The 20,221-nt window shown below is 59.5% G+C and carries 14 protein-coding genes; 5 read left to right on the plus strand and 9 right to left on the minus strand.

Annotated features, from left to right (window positions below; all coding sequences use genetic code 11):
• The first annotated feature begins 1 nt into the window (after position 1).
• Complete coding sequence (gene deoC, locus EGT36_RS06585; RefSeq protein WP_022555369.1) at positions 2-775, plus strand: deoxyribose-phosphate aldolase; 774 nt, start codon at positions 2-4, stop codon at positions 773-775.
• On the plus strand, positions 772-2,088 hold the full coding sequence (gene deoA, locus EGT36_RS06590; protein ID WP_081950436.1) for a thymidine phosphorylase: 1,317 nt from the start codon (positions 772-774) through the stop codon (positions 2,086-2,088). Before deoC ends, deoA begins: the two co-directional genes overlap by 4 nt.
• Here the strand turns inward: deoA and EGT36_RS06595 are convergent.
• The 9 genes from EGT36_RS06595 to cyoA all read right to left on the minus strand — a co-directional run bounded on the left by EGT36_RS06595 (position 2,081) and on the right by cyoA (position 10,879).
• On the minus strand, positions 2,081-2,602 hold the full coding sequence (locus EGT36_RS06595; protein ID WP_004439183.1) for a TIGR02281 family clan AA aspartic protease: 522 nt from the start codon (positions 2,600-2,602) through the stop codon (positions 2,081-2,083). The two genes, deoA and EGT36_RS06595, sit on opposite strands and share 8 nt — an antisense overlap.
• A 131-nt stretch (positions 2,603-2,733) precedes the next feature.
• Complete coding sequence (gene upp, locus EGT36_RS06600) at positions 2,734-3,363, minus strand: uracil phosphoribosyltransferase (RefSeq protein WP_004439188.1); 630 nt, start codon at positions 3,361-3,363, stop codon at positions 2,734-2,736.
• Positions 3,364-3,458: 95 nt separating this feature from the next.
• On the minus strand, positions 3,459-4,436 hold the full coding sequence (locus EGT36_RS06605) for an adenosine deaminase (RefSeq protein WP_125270146.1): 978 nt from the start codon (positions 4,434-4,436) through the stop codon (positions 3,459-3,461).
• On the minus strand, positions 4,433-5,653 hold the full coding sequence (locus EGT36_RS06610) for a phosphopentomutase (protein WP_004439192.1): 1,221 nt from the start codon (positions 5,651-5,653) through the stop codon (positions 4,433-4,435). The genes EGT36_RS06605 and EGT36_RS06610 overlap by 4 nt, the downstream gene beginning before the upstream one ends.
• A gap of 113 nt (positions 5,654-5,766) precedes the next feature.
• Positions 5,767-6,528 carry an SURF1 family protein gene (locus EGT36_RS06615; RefSeq protein ID WP_037089534.1) on the minus strand — a complete coding sequence of 254 codons (762 nt, stop codon included), beginning with the start codon at positions 6,526-6,528 and terminating at the stop codon, positions 5,767-5,769.
• 173 nt (positions 6,529-6,701) lie between these two features.
• Positions 6,702-7,097, minus strand: a complete 396-nt coding sequence (cyoD, locus tag EGT36_RS06620; protein WP_004439196.1) for a cytochrome o ubiquinol oxidase subunit IV — start codon at positions 7,095-7,097, stop codon at positions 6,702-6,704.
• Positions 7,097-7,723 carry a cytochrome o ubiquinol oxidase subunit III gene (gene cyoC / locus EGT36_RS06625; RefSeq protein ID WP_006699805.1) on the minus strand — a complete coding sequence of 209 codons (627 nt, stop codon included), beginning with the start codon at positions 7,721-7,723 and terminating at the stop codon, positions 7,097-7,099. The genes cyoD and cyoC overlap by 1 nt, the downstream gene beginning before the upstream one ends.
• 6 nt (positions 7,724-7,729) lie before the next feature.
• Positions 7,730-9,733, minus strand: a complete 2,004-nt coding sequence (gene cyoB, locus EGT36_RS06630) for a cytochrome o ubiquinol oxidase subunit I (protein WP_004439200.1) — start codon at positions 9,731-9,733, stop codon at positions 7,730-7,732.
• A gap of 72 nt (positions 9,734-9,805) precedes the next feature.
• Complete coding sequence (gene cyoA, locus EGT36_RS06635; protein WP_037089638.1) at positions 9,806-10,879, minus strand: ubiquinol oxidase subunit II; 1,074 nt, start codon at positions 10,877-10,879, stop codon at positions 9,806-9,808.
• Positions 10,880-11,185: 306 nt separating this feature from the next.
• Here cyoA and EGT36_RS06640 point away from each other — a divergent pair, with 306 nt between their 5' ends.
• The 3 genes from EGT36_RS06640 to EGT36_RS06650 all read left to right on the plus strand — a co-directional run bounded on the left by EGT36_RS06640 (position 11,186) and on the right by EGT36_RS06650 (position 20,189).
• Positions 11,186-12,514, plus strand: a complete 1,329-nt coding sequence (locus EGT36_RS06640; RefSeq protein WP_004439203.1) for an MFS transporter — start codon at positions 11,186-11,188, stop codon at positions 12,512-12,514.
• Positions 12,515-12,918: 404 nt separating this feature from the next.
• A complete protein-coding gene (locus EGT36_RS06645; RefSeq protein ID WP_125270147.1) occupies positions 12,919-18,423 on the plus strand; it encodes a glutamate synthase-related protein in 5,505 nt (1,834 codons plus the stop codon).
• Positions 18,420-20,189, plus strand: coding sequence for a diflavin oxidoreductase (locus EGT36_RS06650; RefSeq protein ID WP_037089527.1), 1,770 nt, complete (start codon positions 18,420-18,422; stop codon positions 20,187-20,189). The genes EGT36_RS06645 and EGT36_RS06650 overlap by 4 nt, the downstream gene beginning before the upstream one ends.
• The last annotated feature ends 32 nt before the right edge of the window (positions 20,190-20,221 follow it).

Genomic DNA, 20,221 nt, shown 5'->3' on the forward strand with positions numbered 1-20,221 from the left:
CATGGAACTCCAGCGTCCGCGCGAAGCGGCTGCCCTCACTTTGTCCTTGCTGGACCTCACCAACCTCAAGGAAGACTGCACGCCACAGCAGATCGCCGCGCTTTGCCAGCGGGCGCATACGGAGTTTGGAAATACGGCCGCCATCTGCATCTGGCCGCGTTTCGTGGCGCAGGCGCGCGCCGCCTTCGGAAAGGACCACACGATCCGCATTGCAACGGTCGTCAATTTTCCGTCGGGTGATCTTGATGTCGCAACCGTGGTCGCGGAAACCGAGGTGGCGATCCGCGACGGTGCGGATGAAATCGATCTTGTCATTCCCTATCGCAAATTCATCGCGGGCGATGAAACCGCGGTTTCCGACATGGTGGCCGCCGTTCGCAAGGCCTGCGCTACACCCGTGCTGCTCAAGGTCATTCTCGAAACCGGCGAGCTGAAGGACAGGGCCCTGATCCGTCGGGCTTCCGAAATTTCAATCGCCGAAGGCGCCGATTTCATCAAGACCTCGACAGGAAAGGTTGCCGTCAACGCCACGCTGGAGGCGGCTGACATCATGTTGCAGGCGATCCGCGACAGCAAACAGAAGGTGGGCTTCAAGCCGGCCGGCGGGATCGGTACCGTGGAGGACGCGACACTTTACCTGCGGCTGGCGGAAACCATCATGGCGCCGAACTGGGCCATGCCTTCGACGTTCCGTTTCGGCGCTTCAGGTCTCCTTGACGACGTGCTGAACGTTCTGGCCGGCGGAGAGCCCGCCAGGACCGCCAGCGGGTATTGAGCTTGATCCCGCAGGAAACCATCCGCCGCAAACGCGATGGCCTGGCGCTCTCGCCGCAGGAGATCGCCGCATTCATCGAAGCGCTGTCGAAAGACGGCATCTCGGAAGGGCAGGCGGCGGCTTTTGCCATGGCGGTGTTTTTCCGTGGCATGAATCGGGATGAGATGGTGGCATTGACACTTGCCATGCGTGACAGCGGTGATGTCCTGTCCTGGAGCGATATAGGCAGGCCGGTTGCCGACAAGCACTCGACCGGTGGCGTTGGAGACAATGTCTCTCTGATGCTCGCCCCGATCGTAGCCGCCTGTGGTCTCGCTGTGCCGATGATTTCCGGCAGGGGCCTTGGGCATACCGGCGGCACGCTGGACAAGCTGGAAGCGATTCCCGGTTACAATGTCATGCCGGACGAGGTTCTGTTTCGCCGGGCGGTGAAGACGGTCGGCTGTGCCATCATCGGTCAGACGGGTGACCTCGCCCCCGCTGACAGACGCCTCTATGCCATTCGCGATGTGACCGCGACGGTCGATTCCATACCGCTGATTACGGCTTCCATCCTGTCGAAGAAGCTGGCGGCCGGGCTGCAGACGCTTGTGCTTGATGTCAAGGTCGGCAACGGCGCCTTTATGCAAAGCATTGACGATGCACGAACGCTCGCCCGCGCGCTGGTCGATGTGGCTGTTGGCGCAGGTTTACCGACAACGGCGCTGATAACAGATATGAACCAGCCGCTTGGCGATGCCGCCGGCAATGCCGTTGAAATCGTCAATTGTCTCGATTTTCTGGCTGGTCGCAAGGCTGGTAGCCGTCTGGAAAACGTGGTTCTGTCTTTCGCGGCGGAAATGCTCGTGCAGGCTCAAAAAACGGCCACACTGGAAGAAGGCGCAGCACTGGCGTCGGCCGCCCTCTCCTCCGGCCGGGCAATGGAAATTTTCGCGCGAATGACTTCGGCATTGGGCGGGCCAACGGATTTCGTCGAAAATCCTTCCCTTTATCTGCCGTCCGCGCCAGTCACTCTTCCGGTCCAGGCCGTGAGCAGCGGCTGGCTGACATCCTGCGCGACGCGCGAACTCGGCATCGCCGTCGTCGGACTTGGCGGCGGCAGACGAAAACCCTCGGACAGGATCAATCCCGCCGTTGGTATTTCGAATATCCTGCCGCTTGGGATGAAGGTGGAAAAGGGAGAACCGATTGCCATTGTCCATGCAGCGTCCGGAGAAGACGCAGCCTACGCCATTAAAGCGATAACGGCCTGCTATGGAATCAGCGACGACGCGCCGGAAGTCGCTGCACCCGTTCTCGAGCGGATCACCTGACCAGCCGCATTTCGCCGCCAGAAACCTTGAACGACGATAATTGTTTCAGGAAGCTCATGCCGACCAGCATGTTGCTCAGTGCATTGTCCTTCAGCACCATGGCATCGACATTCTGCACGCGGATCGTGCCTATCTCCACCCGGTCGAGCTTCACATAGGCGGCCATGGTCTGACCGTTGGCGGTTGAGATCGCGTATTTGAAATCCAGACTGTTGACGCCGTATCCGAGCCGACGTGCAATCGTCTCATTGATGGCAACCGTTGAAGCACCGGTGTCGATAAGCCCGTCGAATGATTTGCCGTTGATGCGGAAGGTGGCGTTGAAATGGCCGCGGGCGTCAGCTTTCAGATTGACTCCGCCCAACGAAACAGGCTGGGGTTTGGCTGCTTCGGCCACAATTTCGGTTTTTGCTACGCTGCTTTCCGGGCGCGGCTGAAATTTGTCCATCAGAACGGGTATTTGCGTGGCGCCGATGGAAAGGCCAACAAGCAGAAAAATCGCGCGCGCCAGCAAGTCTTCACTCCTCCGAGGGCCGGTTACCCCTGGCAAGAATGGACGCAAAACATGCCGAAATCTTAAAAGAAAAAGCCATCCGCCGCTGATCGGGCGGCGAATGGCGTAAAAGGTTAAGCGATGATGAATGGTTACTTGGTGCCGTACATGCGGTCGCCGGCATCACCGAGGCCGGGAACAATGTAACCCTTCTCGTTCAAATGCCTGTCGATCGCGGCGGTGTAGATCGGCACATCGGGATGTGCCTCACGGAAATTCTTGATGCCTTCGGGGGCTGCCAAAAGACACAGGAAGCGGATGTTCTTCGCACCACGCTCCTTCAGCTTTTCCACGGCGGCGATGGAGGAGTTGCCGGTCGCCAGCATGGGGTCGACAACGATGACCAGACGGGCATCGAGGCTTTCCGGAGCTTTGAAATAATATTCGACGGCCTCGAGCGTATCGTGGTCGCGATAGACGCCGACATGGGCAACGCGCGCCGAAGGCACCAGTTCGAGCATGCCTTCCAGAAGGCCGTTGCCTGCGCGCAGGATGGAGGCGAAAACCAGCTTCTTGCCTTCCAGCACCGGTGCCTGAATGGTCTCGAGCGGCGTATCGATGGTTTCCATCGTCATTTCAAGATCGCGCGTCACTTCATAGCAGAGCAGCGTCGAAATCTCCCTGAGCAGGCGGCGGAAGCCGGCTGTGGAGGTTTCCTTCTTGCGCATGATGGTGAGTTTGTGCCGCACCAGCGGATGTTCGATGACTGTGACGCCGTCCATGAAACTGGCCTTCCTTTTTTCTTGTGCCCCTGTAATTGACCGAAAGTCGGCTTTTCGCAAGCCTTCTTCGTGGTTTTACCCTGCCAACAGCTGCATCAGGCGCCGTCGAGTTTTTTAAGCAGCCTTCCGCGCGTTGCCTCGTCAACGAAGGCACATTCCAGTGCGGTGCGGGTCATGCTGTGTATCTCGCCATCGCTGAAGCCGAACTCGTCGGCGGCCAGCGCATATTCCCGTGCAAGTGAGGTAAAGAAGAATGGCGGGTCGTCGGAGTTGATGCAGACCCGCACTCCCGCGTCGCTGAGGGCTCTCAGCGGATGGCTGGCGAAGTCGGGATAGACCTTGAGCGCAATATTGGAGCCGGGGCAGACTTCAAGGACTGTTCCGGTTTCGGCGAGCCGTGCAACGAGACCGGCATTCTCGATTGCCCGCACGCCATGCCCGATGCGGGATGGTTTGACGAGATCGAGTGCATCGGCCACGCTTTCCGGCCCGCAAACCTCGCCGGCATGAATGGTCAATCCAAGGCCGGCATCGCGTGCGATATCGAAGGCGCGCGCATAATCGGCGACGCGGCCCATACGCTCCTCGCCCGCCATGTTGAACCCCGTCACCAGCGGATGTTGGGTGCGCGCCGCATATTCGGCCGCGGCGATCACCCGCTCCGGACCGAAGTGCCGCTCGCCTGTGACGATGATGCGGGTTTCGATACCCGTCTTGTCCCTTGCAATCCGGATGCCTTCGGCAATGCCGGCCAGATAAGCGTCGGCGCCAAGCCCGATGCGGTCGCCATGGTCGGGCGAAATGATCAGTTCGCTATAGATCGTATTGGCTTCCGCGAGTTCGGTCAGATAGGCCTCGGTGAGAACGGCATAATCCTCATCCGTCTTGAACACCTGTGCCACCGCATCATAACAACGGATGAATTCGGCGAAATCCGACCATAAATATTGGCCGTTCCGCAGAAAGCTGCTGGTGTCGATTCCGTATTTTTCAGCCTGTTTCGCGACTAGGGCGGGCGGGGCCGCACCTTCGATGTGGCAGTGAATTTCCGCCTTCAGCAAATGCGATGTCAAATGAAGCTCCTGCCGTGAGAACCGGCCTCGATACCTAGATGGTGGGCGATGCTTTCGCCGATATCGGCGTAGCTTGAACGAATGCCGACATCGCGCGAGCGGATGCCCGGGCCGAATGCCATGATCGGCACCCTTTCCCGTGTGTGGTCCGTGCCCCGCCATGTGGGGTCGCAGCCGTGATCGGCGGTAAGAAGAGCGATATCGCCAGGCGCCATCTTGCGGTGGATTTCGGGGATTCGCGCATCGAAAGCCTCAAGGGCGGCGGCGTAACCGGCAACGTCGCGCCGATGGCCATAAAGCATGTCGAAATCGACGAAATTGGTAAAGACGAGATCGCCGTTTTCTGCCTCGTCGATAGCCTGCAGCGTCGCATCCATCAGGGCGGCGTTGCCGTTTGCCTTGATGACGCGTGAAACGCCTTGGTGGGCATAGATATCGCCGATCTTGCCGATGGCGTGCACTTTTCGGCCGGCCTCCACAAGCCGGTCGAGCAGAGTAGGCTCCGGTGGCAGCACGGAAAAATCACGGCGGTTGCCTGTGCGTTCGAAGGTCGCGACCGTTTCGCCGATGAAGGGACGCGCGATGACGCGGCCTATGTTCAGCGGATCGAGCAGCTTGCGTACCGTCTCGCAGAGCGCGATGAGCCGCCCCAGGCCAAAATGCGTTTCGTGCGCGGCAATCTGGAACACGGAATCCGAAGATGTGTAACAGATCGGCTTGCCGCTCCGGATATGTTCTTCGCCGAACCGCGCGATGATCTCGGTGCCGGAAGCATGGCAATTGCCGAGAATGCCCGGAAGATCCGCCTCCTCGCAGATCGCTTTCACCAGTTCCGGCGAAAACGCATCGCCCTCCGTCGGAAAATATCCCCAGTCGAACGTCACCGGCGTTCCCGCGATCTCCCAGTGACCGGACGGAGTGTCCTTGCCCTTCGAAACTTCGCTGGCGCAGCCATGCAGGCCAAAAATGCGTTCCGGCGCCTCCATGCCGGCGGGAATGTCACCACTTGCCTGCCTTGCGATCTCCAGCAGGCCGAGCGAACACATGTTCGGCAGCTTCAGCGGTCCGGACCGTAGTCCCGTTCTGTCAGCTGCACCGGCAGCGCAGAATTCCGCGATGTGACCGAGCGTATTCGCTCCAAGATCGCCATAGTGCTCCGCATCGGGCGCACCGCCGACGCCGAAGGAATCCAGAACGAGAAGAAATGCTCTTGCCATAACTCACCGAAACGAAGCTGCGCCGACGGGCATGTCAGGCCGAACTGTCGTTATAGATCAGCAAAACGTGAAGAAGGAAGGGGTTTTGTGAACCATTCGGTAAAATCGGCCGCTCAATCCTTGCCCTGCTTTGACCTCGGGGCGTTCAGATTGCGCAGCACATACCAGCCCGCCGCGACGACCATGGCCGCGAGAATGTACCAGGTAATGGCGTAGGAGAGATGGTTGTTGGGGAAGGTAAGCATTGTCTTGCCGCCGACCGGCAGACCGCCGGGGTTGGGTGCCGCATCGGCATCGACATAAAACGGTGCGACGCCCGTAAGGCCGGAGGCCTGCGATATCTGCGGAATATTGCGGGAGTACCAGCGTCCATTTGCGGGGTCATTGGTGCGGAGGAAAAGCCCGCCTGTTTCGGGGGCACGCATCAGCCCGATGACCTCCGCGCGGCCTGTCGGCTGACCTTCCTGTCGCGATGACGGATCTCGCCTGTCGGACGGGACAAAGCCGCGATTGACGATGATGCTCGTGCCATCATCTCGTCTCAGCGGTGTCATGATCCAGTAACCCGGGCCGAGATCGGTAACGGTATAGACCTGGACCTCTTTGTCGTTGAGGAAAGTGCCCGAAAGTCTCACACGGCGATATTCGTACTCCGCTGGCTCGCCGAGCGCCGGCCACTCCCCGGCGGCGGGCGCATCGGTGGGCTCCGCGTGCGCACGGGCCTCGACACGCTCAATCAGGTCGAGCTTCCAGCAAAGTCTTTTGACCTGCCAGGTTCCAAGAGCCAGCAGCAGCCCTGTCAGGGCGACGGTCAGAAACAGAACGACGATGGCTGCGGGGCGAATGCCGCGCTTGGGGGGCGTTGTTTTGGTCATGTCACGGTCCTTGAGAAGCGTGTCTGGCAGAGGTGTCGTCCACCTGACCGGGCCTCATCGCCCCGAATGCGCTTCTTCCAGCAGATAACCCCATAAATCGCGCTACGATTCATGGGGTTATGTGTTGGCGCGGAAGGCGGCCTGCCGGGCTTCCGGCAGGCCGCAATTTGTGGTTAAGGCAGGTTTTTCACATCTTCGATGTGCAGCGGCATCATGTTCTTGTTCATGTTGTACATGACCCACAGCGAACCGGAGAGCGTGATCAGCAGCACCACGACGGTGAAGATCAGCGCCATGAAGGTCCAGCCGCCTTCCGACTTGGTGTCCATGTGCAGGAAATAAATCATGTGCACGAAGATCTGGATGACGCCGAGGCCCATGATGGCGATGACGAGCAGCGTCTTGTTTTCAAGGACGTCGCCCATGACCAGCCAGAAGGGGATCGCCGTCAGAATGACCGAAAGGATGAAGCCGATCATGTAGCTTTTGAACGTGCCGTGGCTTGCGCCATCATGGTGATGATGGTCGTCGCCATGCGCGTCGTGATGTGCGTGTGCTTCGGAACTCATCAAAGAACTCCCATGAGGTAAACGAAGGAGAAGACGCCGATCCAGATGACGTCGAGGAAGTGCCAGAACATCGACAGGCACATCAGGCGACGCTTGTTCGCCGCGATCAGGCCGTGCTTGGCGACCTGCACCATCAGCGTGACGAGCCAGATGATGCCGAAGGTGACGTGCAAACCGTGCGTGCCGACGAGCGCGAAGAACGACGACAGGAAAGCCGAACGGTGCGGACCGGCTCCTTCTTCGATCAGGTGATGGAACTCGTAAAGTTCGACGGCAAGGAAGGCGAGGCCGAAGAGACCGGTGATTCCGAGCCAGACCAAGGTCGTCTTCACCTTCTGCTTTTCCATTTCCAGCATGGCAAAGCCATAGGTGATGGAGGAGAAAAGCAGGAAGCCGGTGTTGATGGCGACGAGCTTGAGATCGAACAGATCCGCGCCCGAAGGTCCGGCCGCATAGCTGCGGCCGAGGACGGCGTAGGTAGCGAAGAGCACGGCAAAAATCAGGCAGTCGCTCATCAGGTAGAGCCAGAAGCCGATCGAAGTGCCGTTCTCGGGATGATGGTCTTCCTTCAGGTAAAAGACCGGTGGTTCAGCGCCGTCGACGCTTTGTGCAGGTGTATGAGCCATGTTTCGTTACGCCTGTTTCGCGAGCAGCTTGGTACGCTCCGCCTCAACCGTGGAGACGTCGGAGGCTGGAATGTAGTATTCGCGATTGTAGTTGAAGGTATGGGCGATCGAGACCGCGACGATGCCGATGAACGACAGAACTGCCAGCCACCAGATGTGCCACACCAGGGCAAAGCCCAGCACCACGCTGATGGCGCTGATGATGACGCCCGAGCCGGTATTCTTCGGCATGTGGATTGGGATGAAGCCTTCCAGCGGGCGGCTGTAACCGCGCTTCTTCATGTCCGTCCAGGCGTCGACATCGTGAATGACGGGTGTGAAGGCGAAATTATACTGCGGCGGCGGAGAAGACGTCGACCATTCCAGCGTGCGGCCATTATAGGGGTCGCCGGTGACGTCACGCAGCTTGTCGCGCTTCAGGAAGCTGACGATGAGCTGGATGACGAAGGAGGCGATGCCGAGCGCGATCAGGAAGGCGCCGAAGGCGGCAATCAGGAACCAGATCTGAAGAGAGTTGTCTTCGAACTGGCTGAGGCGGCGGGTAATGCCCATCAGGCCGAGAATATAGAGCGGCATGAAGGCAAAATAGAAGCCGGTGAACCAGAACCAGAAGGACAGCTTGCCCCAGAACGGATCGAGACGATAGCCGAAGGCCTTCGGGAACCAGTAGACGATGCCGGCGAGAACGCCGAACACCACGCCGCCGATGATCGTGTTGTGGAAGTGGGCGATCAGGAACAGCGAGTTATGCAGCACGAAGTCCGCTGGCGGTACGGCGAGAAGGACGCCGGTCATGCCGCCGATGACGAAGGTGATCATGAAGCCGATCGTCCACAGCATCGGCACGTCGAACTTGATGCGGCCCTTATACATGGTGAAGAGCCAGTTGAAGATCTTCGCACCCGTCGGAATCGAGATGATCATCGTCGTGATGCCGAAGAAGGCATTGACGTTTGCGCCCGAACCCATGGTGAAGAAGTGGTGCAGCCAGACGATATAGGACAGGATGGTGATGACGGCAGTGGCGTAGACCATCGACGCGTAACCGAAGAGGCGCTTGCCTGAGAAGGTGGCGACGATTTCGGAGAAGATACCGAAAGCCGGCAGTACCAGAATATAAACTTCGGGATGGCCCCAGATCCAGATGAGGTTGACATACATCATCGGATTGCCGCCAAGGTCGTTGGTGAAGAAATTCGTACCAGCGTAGCGGTCAAGGGTCAGAAGCGCGAGCGTTGCGGTCAGGATCGGGAAGGATGCCACGATCAGGATGTTCGAACACAGCGACGTCCAGACGAAGATCGGCATACGCATCATGGTCATGCCCGGCGCGCGCATCTTGATGATGGTCACGATCAGGTTGATGCCTGACAGCGTCGTTCCGACACCCGCGATCTGCAGACCCCATATATAATAGTCGACCCCCACTCCGGGGCTTCCGTCGATGCCGGAAAGCGGCGGATAGGCAAGCCAGCCCGTCTGCGCATATTCACCGATGAACAGCGAGATCATGGTGATGACGGCGCCAGCCGTGGTCATCCAGAAGGAGAAATTGTTGAGGAACGGGAATGAAACGTCGCGGGCGCCGATCTGCAGCGGCACGACGAAGTTCATGAGACCGGTGATCATCGGCATGGCCATGAAGAAGATCATGATGACGCCGTGGGCGGTGAATATCTGGTCGTAGTGATGCGGCGGAAGATATCCCTCCGATCCGCCGGAGGCGATGGCCTGCTGCACGCGCATCATGATGGCGTCGGCAAAACCGCGCAGAAGCATGATAAGCGCCAGAATGATGTACATGATACCGATCTTCTTGTGATCGATGCTCGTGAACCATTCATTCCAGAGGTAGCCCCACAGCCTGAAATAGGTGATGGCGCCGACGACGGCGATGCCGCCCAGAGCCACGGCCGCGAAGGTGGCGACAAGAATGGGCTCGTGAAGCGGGATTGACTCCCAGGTTAGCCGTCCGAACAGGAACGACGTTTGATCGGAGTTGACGACCATTTTAGCCTCTTGCGATTCAAAGACGTAAATTCGGCGCGGACAGGCCGCGCCGCAGAATGCCGGGACGTATCGTCAGCCAGCGACTTGTTTGGTTTCCGGCAGCGCCGCAGGTTCGAAAGTCTGGCCTTCGATAGCAGCCGGAGTGGATTGTGGACCGCTGGCGACGCCATAAGGCGCAAGCGGGGTGCAGACGACGGAGTTAAGCGCCTTGGCGATGTCGATGCCTTCCTTGCCGCCGCCGCCATTGGCGTCGATATGCATCATGTCACGCATGCAGAGCTTGTTGGGCTCCACGCAACGGTTGAGGATGGCGCTGTAGAGTTCCGGATCGACCGAAGCGAAATATTGCACCGGCTCGCGCTCCGAAGGCTTGGCGAATTCGAGATATTCCTGGCGCCCGAAGCCCTTGCCGCCTTCCTTTGCCTTGGCCACCCACTGGTCGAAGCCCTGCTGGCTGAGGCCGTGGAATTTGAAGCGCATATGCGAGAAGCCGGGGCCGGAGAAGTTGGCCGAGAAGCCGTCATAGACGCCTTCCTTGTTGATCACGGCATGCAGCTTGGTCTGCATGCCGCCCATGGCATAAATCTGGCCGGCCAGTGCTGGAACGAAGAAGGAGTTCATCGCCGTCGTGCCGGTGATCTTGAAATTGATCGGAACATCGACCGGAGCGGCGAATTCATTGACGCTGCCAATGCCGAGTTCAGGGTAGAAGAACAGCCACTTCCAGTCCATGGCCACAACTTCGACGGTGATCGGCTTGATATCGGCGGTGACCTGACGGTTCTCGTCGATGCGCTCCAGCGGCCGATAAGGGTCGAGTCGGTGGGTGGAAATCCAAGTCACGGTACCGAGCATCAGAATGATCGCGACGGGTGCCGACCAGATCACCATCTCAAGGCGCGTGGAATGGTGCCACTCGGGATCGTAATCCTCGGCCTTGGCCGACTCGCGGTACTTCCATGCGAAGAACAGCGTCAGGGCAATGACGGGAACGATGATCAGCAGCATCAAGACCGTGGACGTGATGATAAGATCGCGCTGCTGGATGGCGACGTCGCCCGAGGGGTTCATGACAACAAGGTTACAGCCGCTGAGCAGCAGCATTGCCGGAATTGCCAGAAGGGCGGATAGGAGTTTTTTGATCATGCGCACGTTCTTTGAACTCGTACAGTTTGGATTATGCCGCGAATAATTGCCGAACATCATTTTTCAAATGAGGTATATTGTCGCGGTGCAGCGAAATCTTTGCGATGCACCATGTGGCGGTCAAAGCTGCGTTTACAGGCGGAGCGCGTGCATTATCGCATAGGAAGCCCGTGGGGCAAGCCTTTCTTCTCAAACTTCAATTGACGTTACGTAGGGTGCGTGTGACAATCCGTCGCATCGTAACGCAACGGAAGAGGAGCCTGCGCGTTACATGAAATGGTTCGTCCATGACGCAGGAGGAATATTATGAGTTATACGAATGCTGCTCCATCTTTTGGGCAGGCGCCAGAGGCGAACGGACACGGTGCCGGCCCCGTAAAGGTCGATCCGGATCGCATTACGATTGCAGTCATTCTTGCGAGAATGACGGAGTTTTTTGATTTTTTCATTTACGCCATCGCCTCCGCGCTCGTTTTTCCGCATGTCTTCTTCTCTTATGTGGATCCGCTGACGGCCACGCTTTATTCCTTCGCTGTCTTCTCTCTCGCTTTTATCGCAAGGCCGATCGGTTCTCTGATCTTCCTCCAGATCGACCGCAGGTTCGGCCGCGCCGTCAAGCTGATGGCCGCGCTCTTCACGCTCTGCGGTTCCACCATGGCGATCAGCTTCCTTCCATCCTATGCCGAGGCTGGCATGCTGGCCCCCTGCCTGCTGGCGGTTTTCCGTATCGGCCAGGGCCTTGGCCTCGGCGGCGCCTGGGATGGCCTTGTCTCGCTGCTCGCCATGAACGCTCCGCCGAGGCAGCGCGGTTGGTACGCCATGATGCCGCAAATCGGGGCGGCCATGGGTTTTGGCCTCGCCAGCGCCTTCTTCATCGTTTTCGTCACGCAGCTTTCCAGTGCAGAGTTTTTGGCCTGGGGTTGGCGTTTCCCCTTCTTCGTGGCGCTGGCGCTGAATGTGCTTGCGCTCTTTGCCCGCCTTCGCATGATCGTGACGCCGGAATTCCAGGCCATGCTGGAACAGCATGAACTGGAGCCGCGTCCCATGTTCAGAATGCTGCGGTCGCAGTTCCCGGTGGTTGTCACCGGCGCTTTCGTGCCGCTGGCGAGCTTTGCGCTCTTCCATCTCGTCACCGTCTTCCCGCTGAGCTGGGTTTCTCTCAACACCAGCCAGCGCGTGTCGGACTTCCTCTTCGTGCAGTTCGTCAGCGCCATCATTGCCGGCGGCATGATTGTCGTTTCTGGTATTCTGGCGGATCGCATAGGGCGGCGGAAACTTCTCGCTATCGCGGCGGTCCTGATTGGTCTCTTCAGCCTTGTGGCCCCCGTTCTCCTCAGTTCCGGTGATATCGGCCGTTATCTTTTCGTGCTGATCGGCTTCTCGCTGCTGGGCCTGTCATTCGGTCAGGCGGGTGGCGCGCTCGCCTCCCGCTTCAGCCGCGAGTACCGCTACACCGGCGCATCTTTGACCTCGGACATTTCCTGGCTGATCGGTGCCGGCTTCGCGCCGCTCGTGGCGCTCGGATTTTCGTCCAAATTCGGCCTTTTCGCGGTCGGCATCTACCTCATGTCGGGCGCCCTGTGTACGCTTATTGCCCTCTGGTTTAGCCGCACGCTCGAAATGCCGTCTGAGTGATCTGGGCAATTTAAAAAACTCCTGAAGCGGTCACGCCGCGGAATCCTGTCGGATTTCGCGGCGTTTTTGTTTTTTTATTGCGCCGGATTAATTTTAATCTTGACTTTCCTAATCATGAAATATTACGTAAGCAATACTGACGTAATTCGGCGTATGTTTGCGCTTGAAAATCGACCATCAGGGAACGCGATGCGAACGAACACGATCATTATTTGCGAAAATGCGGCGATTGCCGCCCAGCCGTTTGACGGCCGCAAAACGACCGTTCGCGCCATCAAACGCCGATAAGCAGAAGAAGAGGAGCAGCCAGGTCGCCTGCGGCTCCGCCCGCAGAGCGCCGGCTGACGCGCCGGATTCGGGAAAAAGGCGATGCCGCGCGAATTGCGCAATGAGAGGAGACAGCCTTGAGCGTGACGGAGCAAAAATTCGGCCTTTACGATGCCGCTTTTGAAAAAAGCAGCTGTGGCGTTGGTTTCATCACCCGCAAGGACGGCGTGCAGACTCACGATGTGTTGAAGCGCGGCCACGAGGCGCTCTGCGCCGTCCCGCATCGCGGTGGCATGTCGGCGGAAGGTGTCGGCGATGGTGCCGGGGTGTCGCTGGACTTGTCGCTCTCCTTCTTTCGGAAACTGACTGGCGAACACGGTTTGCAGACCGGCCAGTTCGGCGTCGGCAATTTTTTCCTGCCGCAGAACTCCGCGTTCCATGATGAGGCGGTTGGCATTATCGGCAGCGCGCTGCTGGAGCAGGGATTTTCGGTCCTCACCGTCCGTGATGTACCGGTAAATGACGCGGCCATCCGTGCTGCCGCCATCCCTTACCAGTTGCCGATCCGCCAATGGGTTTTCTCTGCTCCGGCCGAATGCGCAACTCCGGCGGAATTCGACTGGCGTATCCACAAGGCACTGATTGCCATTGAGGCGCTTGCTTATACCGTGCCTGATCTCGCCGGCTTTTATCCGCTCTCGCTCAGCGCCCGCACGCAGGTCCTGAAGGGCCGCCTGAACTCCCATGAGGTGATGCCCTATTTCTGCGACCTGACGGATCCGCGCCATGAAGTGCATACGATGTATTTCCACACACGGTTCTCCACCAATACCGATCCGCACCCATCCATGGCGCAGCCTTTCCGCCTGATGGCGCATAATGGCGAACTCAACACCGACAAGAAGAACCGCCTGTCGGAAGCGGCAGTCGCCCTGGCGAAGAATGCCAGCATCGTCAGGCCGAAAGGCCAGTCCGATAGCTGCCGTCTGGACCAGACCTTGCAGGCGCGGGTTATGGAGGACGGTCTTGACCTCGTTACCGCTGTGGTCTCGATGATGCCGCCAGCCTGGGAAAACGACGACACCCTGTCGCCGGACGTGAGGGCGATGCTGGAATATTTCTCTCTCTATGAGGAGAAAAATGACGGCCCGGCCGCGCTGATCTTCGGCGACGGCACTATCGTTGGCGCGCGCCTCGATCGGCTTGGCCTGCGCCCGCTACGCACCGTCGAGACGGACGAATATCTCTGCGTCATGTCGGAGGCCGGGCAGATCGCCTTTCCGGCGGAGAGCGTTATCCGGCGCGGCCGCATCGAGGCGGGCGGCATGCTTTATTACGACCACGCCGCGCGCCGCGCCTTTTCCACCGTCGAGGCGCTGGAGCTTCTCGCCGCGCGCCGTGACTATTCATCCCTGCTGCGCGAAGCCCGTGTCATGCTGGAGGATCTGCCGGAAGTGCCAGCGGAAAAGCAGGGCTCACCGCTGCGTTATAATGGTGATCTCGAACGTCACCAGCGTTACGTCGCCTATTCGCACAATCAGGAAAGTTTTAAATTCCTGATGGACCCGATGCTGGCTTCCGGTTCCGAAAAAATTTCGGCGATGGGATACGGCAATGCCATCAACGCGCTTTCCGATCAGGAAGGTGGGGTCGCCAAGTATTTTTCGCAGCGTTTCGCGCAGGTCACCAATCCGCCGCTAGACAGTATTCGCGAAGCTGATGGCATGACGCTACGGGTGGCCTTGGGTGCCAAGCCGAACAGCGGCGCTAAGAAGGCACGCCAGATCGTCGTGCGCTCGCCAATCCTTAGCCACCTGGACATGCTGCGCATCCGCGAGCAAACCGAGACGCCGGTGTGCCGTTTCGAAATGCTCTATGCGCCCGTCTTCGATCAAGGGGAGGCCAATGAAGCGGCATTGAGAGAGGCGATAGACGGATTGTGCGCCGCGGTCGCCGCTTTTGCCGCTGGCGAAGGTGGCATTGCCGTGATCACTGACCGGCATGTTTCCGCACGTCGTGCCGCTTTGCCGATGATCATGGTCGTTTCCGCCATCAATCAGCGACTGATCGAGGAAGGCCTCAGGCTGCGTGTGTCGCTGATCGTCGAAAGCGGACAATTCTCCTCCTCCCATCACATTGCAGCCGGTCTCGGCTTTGGCGCTTCGGCGGTCTATCCGCTCGCCGTGCAGTTCCGCGCCGAGGAGAAATTCGGCAGCGAAGCCGACAAGGCCTTCAAGCGCTTCGCCAAGGCGGCGGAAAAATCGCTGATGAAGACCATGGGCAAGGTGGGCCTGTGTACGGCGGAAAGCTATATCGGGGGCGAGTTCTTCGAGCCGAACTTCCTCGATACGGAAGATGACGTGCTGAAGCGTTATTTCCCGAATGTGAAAACGCCGGTCGGCGGCGTGAGCTTCGCCGTCATCGCCCAGGCCGTGGCGGACTGGCACCGCAAGGCGCTGTCTGTAAAGGGAGAAAGCGACATTCCGCTGCTCGGTCTTTTCAAGGAGCGTGCCGAAGGGGCCGGCCATTCCTATGGCACGACGGCCGTCCGCGGTTTCGTGGATATGACGGAGGAAAAGATCGGCTTCGACAAGGGAACCGAAAACGAAGAGGCGTTACGTCTCCTGCCGCTCAACCGCTTGGAAGATGCCTTCGGTCTCGACGACGCGGCCTATTATCACACCAGTTTTGACCGGTTGACCCCGGAGGCGATCGATGCCTTCGAGGTAACGCCCGGCTACCGCGCATTTGCCAGTATGATGGCGGAAGAAAGAGCGCGTCGCCCCGCCGCCCTGCGCGATGTCCTGGAATTGCCGGCGGATGTGACGTTCGCCGGTTCGGCGGAAGAGTTTCGCCGTGAAATGGGTCGGTTTTCCCGCAAGGGCAATAACAGCTTCATGGTACGGGGCTTGCTCTGCGAAGGCGCAGAGGAAGGCGCCTTCCGGCTGCAATTGACCGGCCCGGACGGCCATGAGCTTGCCAGGCTCGCAGCACTTGGCCAATCGCTGATCGATCGCTTCGGCGAGGACATAGTTGGACATTGGCTTGAAGGGGGCGCTCTTCTGGTTCAGGCGAGGGGCGAGGCTTCCGATTACCTCTCGCTTGTTCGCACCGCGCCGGCGAGCATTTCGCTCAATGCCGTGCAAAAAGCCAGCGAGATCACCATGACCCTCGCCTCTGGTGCAATGAGCCATGGCGCGCTTGTCGCGGCCGCCCATGAGGCTGTGGCGCATGGCACCAACATGGTTGGCGGCATGTCAAATTCCGGTGAGGGCGGCGAGCATATATCGCGATACGGCACCATTCGCGCCTCGCGCATCAAGCAGTTCGCATCGGGCCGCTTCGGTGTCTGGGCCGGTTATCTTGCCGATCCGATGCTGGAAGAGATCGAGATCAAGATCGGCCAGGGCGCAAAGCCTGGCGAAGGCGGACAATTGCCGTCTCCAAAGGTCACGGTGGAAATCGCCGCCGCGCGTGGCGGTACGCCGGGCGTCGAGCTTGTCTCGCCGCCGCCGCATCATGATACCTATTCCATCGAGGATCTGGCCCAACTCATCCACGACGCCAAGGCAGCGCGCGTGCGGGTCATCGTCAAGCTGGTCTCGTCAGAAGGCATCGGCACGATCGCGGTCGGTGTCGCCAAGGCGGGAGCGGATGTCATCAACGTCGCCGGCAATACCGGCGGCACGGGGGCGGCGGCCGTCACCAGCCTCAAATATACTGGGCGCGCCGCAGAAATTGGCGTTGCCGAGGTGCATCAGGCGCTTTGCGCCACCGGCCTGCGCGCCAAGGTGCTGTTGCGCTGCTCCGGCGCGCACCAGACGGCGAGCGATGTCGTGAAATCGGCTCTTCTCGGCGGGGATAGTTTCGAATTCGGCACCACGGCGCTGATGATGCTGAAATGCGTCATGGCGAAGAACTGCAACATCAAATGCCCGGCCGGCCTCACCACCAATCAGGAGGCGTTTAACGGCGATCCGCGGGCGCTGGCGCAATATCTCATGAACATCGCCCATGAAACGCGCGAGATCCTGGCCGCACTCGGGCTGCGTTCGCTGCGGGAAGCGCGGGGCCGCTCAGATCTTCTTCACCTACTCGATCATCCCGCAAGCGTTGGCCAGCTTGACCTCCGGGCAATGCTAACCGTGGTCGAGGAAGTGAAGATCGACAGCCCGGTCTATATGGAAAAGGACTTCGCGCTGGACGATGCCTTCATCGAACTCGTGCGCTCGGCACTGGTCGACGGCGGGCGCGAAAGCATCGAGCTTGGCGGCAACCGTTTCCTTAACAATTGCAACAAGAGCGTCGGCGGCCAGCTCGCCGTCGATATCGAACGTATGCTGAACCATGAGCTTTCCGACGAAGAGGCGGATGCGCTGCCGGCCGTCAGGCGGGACAGCCGTGGCCGTCGATTTCTGGAAGCGGGTTCCGTGCGCATCGATACATCAGGTTCGGCTGGACAGTCCTTCGGCGCTTTCTGCAACGACGGCATGATCATGGTCCATACCGGTACCTGCAATGACGGCGTCGGCAAAAGCGCCTGCGGTGGCACCATCGTCGTGCGTTCTCCCGGCGGCGGTTCGCAGGAGGCGGGCGGGAATGTGCTGGTCGGTAATTTCGCACTGTTCGGCGCAACCGGCGGCCGCACCTTTGTGGAAGGGCAGGCAGGCGACCGTTTTGCGGTGCGCAACTCCGGCGCGACCGCCGTTGTGGAGGGCGTGGGGGATTTTGCCTGCGAATACATGACCAACGGTGCGGTGCTTAACCTCGGCAGTTTTGGCAAGGGCTTCGGCAACGGCATGAGTGGCGGTTTCGTCTATCAATACGACCCCTATGGCGACCTGCCGAAGAAAGTCAGCCACGATTCGATCCTGCTTGGCTCCATCACGGGCGAGGACGAGCAGGCGGCGATCCATCGTCACGCCGTTCACCAGCTTCTGAACTGGCACGCGGTGGAGACTGGCTCAGCGAAGGCCGCATGGCTGCTGGAAAACTGGGAGAGCGAACAGCACAATTTCGTTTACGGCATGCCACGCGCGCTGCTGCTTTATCAGGACAGTGACGAAATTCTCAAGGCCAAGCCGCGCAAGGAATTGCTGGAGGAACTGGCTTCCGCACTTGCTGCCCATCAGCTGCGGAAGTTCAAGCTGGCCTATCGAGATCGCAAGTCCGTATTGAACGGCACCGTGCCGGCCTATGGCGAAACGGATACGGAAGACATGTACGCACTGATCAACAATTACACTGTGTTGAGCATGGCGCAGGCTATCGCCTTGCAGCGATTGCCGATGGCATCGGGTCCTTCCGACGCCGGCATCGAAAAAGCGGTACGCAATCTCATCCTTACGGAAGATTATGCCCTGATGCAGCGTCTGATGAAATATGCGCGCGAGGCTCTTTCCGACCACAGCGACGGACAGCTTGCGGTGATGATCGCCGCCAAGCGACTTGATGACTACAAGCAGGCACTGGCGCGCCGCAACATCTGGTCGGTGGATAGTCCAGGCACCTATGGCTGGATCATTCAGCAGAGCCGCAAAAACATCGAGAAGATCGGTCGTCTGCCGGGCTTCGAAGAGCTTTTCGCGGCCCGCGCCATTCCTGACCTAACCGCCGCATCCAGCCAGAACAGGGCAGCATGATGAAGATACCCTACATTCCCGAAGACGCGCCCTTTAACGGCGACCAGCGCGCCTGGCTTGCGGGTTTTTTAGCCGGGCTCCACTCCCGCGCGGCCATTGGCCTGGAGGCATCTGTCGCCGCTGCCGCTCCCGAGACGGCGGCGAGCGTGCTGAACATCCTCTTCGGCACACAGACCGGCAATGCCGAGGCGCTGGCGATGGATATCGCCGGCGCCGCCCGCACGCAGGGTATGCAGCCGGAGGTGATGGCGCTTGACGACGTGTCCATGGAGCGCCTCGGTTCGATGAAACGGGTCATTGTCGTGACCTCGACCTATGGCGAGGGTGAAATGCCCGATAATGCGCAGCTATTCTGGGAAGCGCTTGCCACTGATGGTGCGCCACGACTGGAGGCGATGAATTTCGCCGTGCTGGCGCTGGGTGATACGGGGTATGACGGATTTTGCCAGGCCGGCAAACTCATCGATACGCGCTTTGAGCAGCTCGGCGGCAAACGTATGAAAACGCGGATTGATTGCGATATCGACTTCGAGGACGCTGCCGCCGCCTGGATCGATGAGACCCTGCCCATTGCGCTCGCGCTCGATGGCGGCCAGGCGGCGACTGTCGTCATGCCTCGTCCGGCCCAACTCCCCCGGCGGGTGACACAGGAATGGAATCGGAAGAATCCCTATCTGGCGCGGCTAAGCGTCAATCACCGTCTTTCCGGTCCGGCTTCATCGAAGGAAATCAGGCATTACGAATTCGATCTCGGGGAAAGCGGCCTCAGCTATGAGGCGGGTGATGCCCTTGGTGTCGTTCCCGTCAACTGCCCGAAACTGGCTGGTGCGTTGCTCGACCATTTCGAGGCGGGAGCCGATAGCGAAGTGGCCGGGCTGGATCGTTCGGTGGGAGACGCATTTCTCCGCATGTTCGAAATCTCGACGCCCTCGCGCGAACTGGTCGCCGAAATCGGCAAGCGCGCGGGTCATGACGAACTGGCGCATGTTCTTGCAAACGGCGACAGGGAGCAGCTGGCCGCCTTTCTCTGGAGCAAGGATATTCTCGACCTGCTCAATCTTGGCGACAGGCGTCTTTTTGATCTTGCCGAATTCGTGACTTTCCTGAAACCGCTGCAGCATCGGGCTTACTCCATCTCCTCCAGCCCCCTTGCCGCGGGAAACAGCGTGCATCTGACGATCGCCAGCGTGCGTTATCGCGCTCACGACCGCGAGCGCGGCGGCGTGTGCTCCACCTATCTGGCAGATCGGGTGGAGGCAGGGGCGACTGCCGGGGTTTTCGTTTCGCCCAATAAGGCGTTCCGTGTGCCGCAGAACGACGATGCGCCGGTTATCATGGTGGGTCCGGGTACGGGAATAGCGCCGTTCCGGGCCTTCCTGCAGGAACGGCTGGCGCGGGGCGCCACCGGCCGGAACTGGCTGTTTTTTGGTGACCAGCACCGGCAGTCGGATTTCATTTACGAGAGTGAGCTGGGTGAAATGAGCCGTGCGGGCGTGCTGACGCGTCTCGATCTCGCCTTTTCGCGCGATCAGGCGGAAAAGATCTACGTGCAGACGCGCATGCGGCAGAATGGCAAGGCGCTTTATCAGTGGCTCGAAGAGGGGGGCTATTTTTACGTCTGCGGTGACGCGACCCGCATGGCGAAGGACGTAGACGATGCCCTGCACCGGATCATCATTGACGAGGCCGGCCTCTCTGCGGAAGCAGCAAGCGAATATGTCAGCCAGCTGAAGCGCGAAAAGCGCTATCTTCGCGATGTCTACTAGTCGTCAGCGCGAGGGGATCCGGATGCAACGGT

It is taken from the genome of Agrobacterium sp. FDAARGOS_525, assembly GCF_003938925.1.
GTDB lineage: Bacteria > Pseudomonadota > Alphaproteobacteria > Rhizobiales > Rhizobiaceae > Agrobacterium > Agrobacterium pusense.

What these genes read in the sequence shown, in the direction of transcription:
- EGT36_RS06615 (WP_037089534.1), bottom strand. Translation starts at nt 6,528, where the DNA reads ATGACCAAAACAACGCCCCCCAAGCGCGGCATTCGCCCCGCAGCCATC.
- EGT36_RS06610 (WP_004439192.1), bottom strand. Translation starts at nt 5,653, where the DNA reads ATGGCAAGAGCATTTCTTCTCGTTCTGGATTCCTTCGGCGTCGGCGGT.
- cyoD (WP_004439196.1), bottom strand. Translation starts at nt 7,097, where the DNA reads ATGAGTTCCGAAGCACACGCACATCACGACGCGCATGGCGACGACCAT.
- EGT36_RS06650 (WP_037089527.1), top strand. Translation starts at nt 18,420, where the DNA reads ATGATGAAGATACCCTACATTCCCGAAGACGCGCCCTTTAACGGCGAC.
- upp (WP_004439188.1), bottom strand. Translation starts at nt 3,363, where the DNA reads ATGGACGGCGTCACAGTCATCGAACATCCGCTGGTGCGGCACAAACTC.
- cyoB (WP_004439200.1), bottom strand. Translation starts at nt 9,733, where the DNA reads ATGGTCGTCAACTCCGATCAAACGTCGTTCCTGTTCGGACGGCTAACC.
- cyoA (WP_037089638.1), bottom strand. Translation starts at nt 10,879, where the DNA reads ATGATCAAAAAACTCCTATCCGCCCTTCTGGCAATTCCGGCAATGCTG.
- deoC (WP_022555369.1), top strand. Translation starts at nt 2, where the DNA reads ATGGAACTCCAGCGTCCGCGCGAAGCGGCTGCCCTCACTTTGTCCTTG.
- cyoC (WP_006699805.1), bottom strand. Translation starts at nt 7,723, where the DNA reads ATGGCTCATACACCTGCACAAAGCGTCGACGGCGCTGAACCACCGGTC.
- EGT36_RS06640 (WP_004439203.1), top strand. Translation starts at nt 11,186, where the DNA reads ATGAGTTATACGAATGCTGCTCCATCTTTTGGGCAGGCGCCAGAGGCG.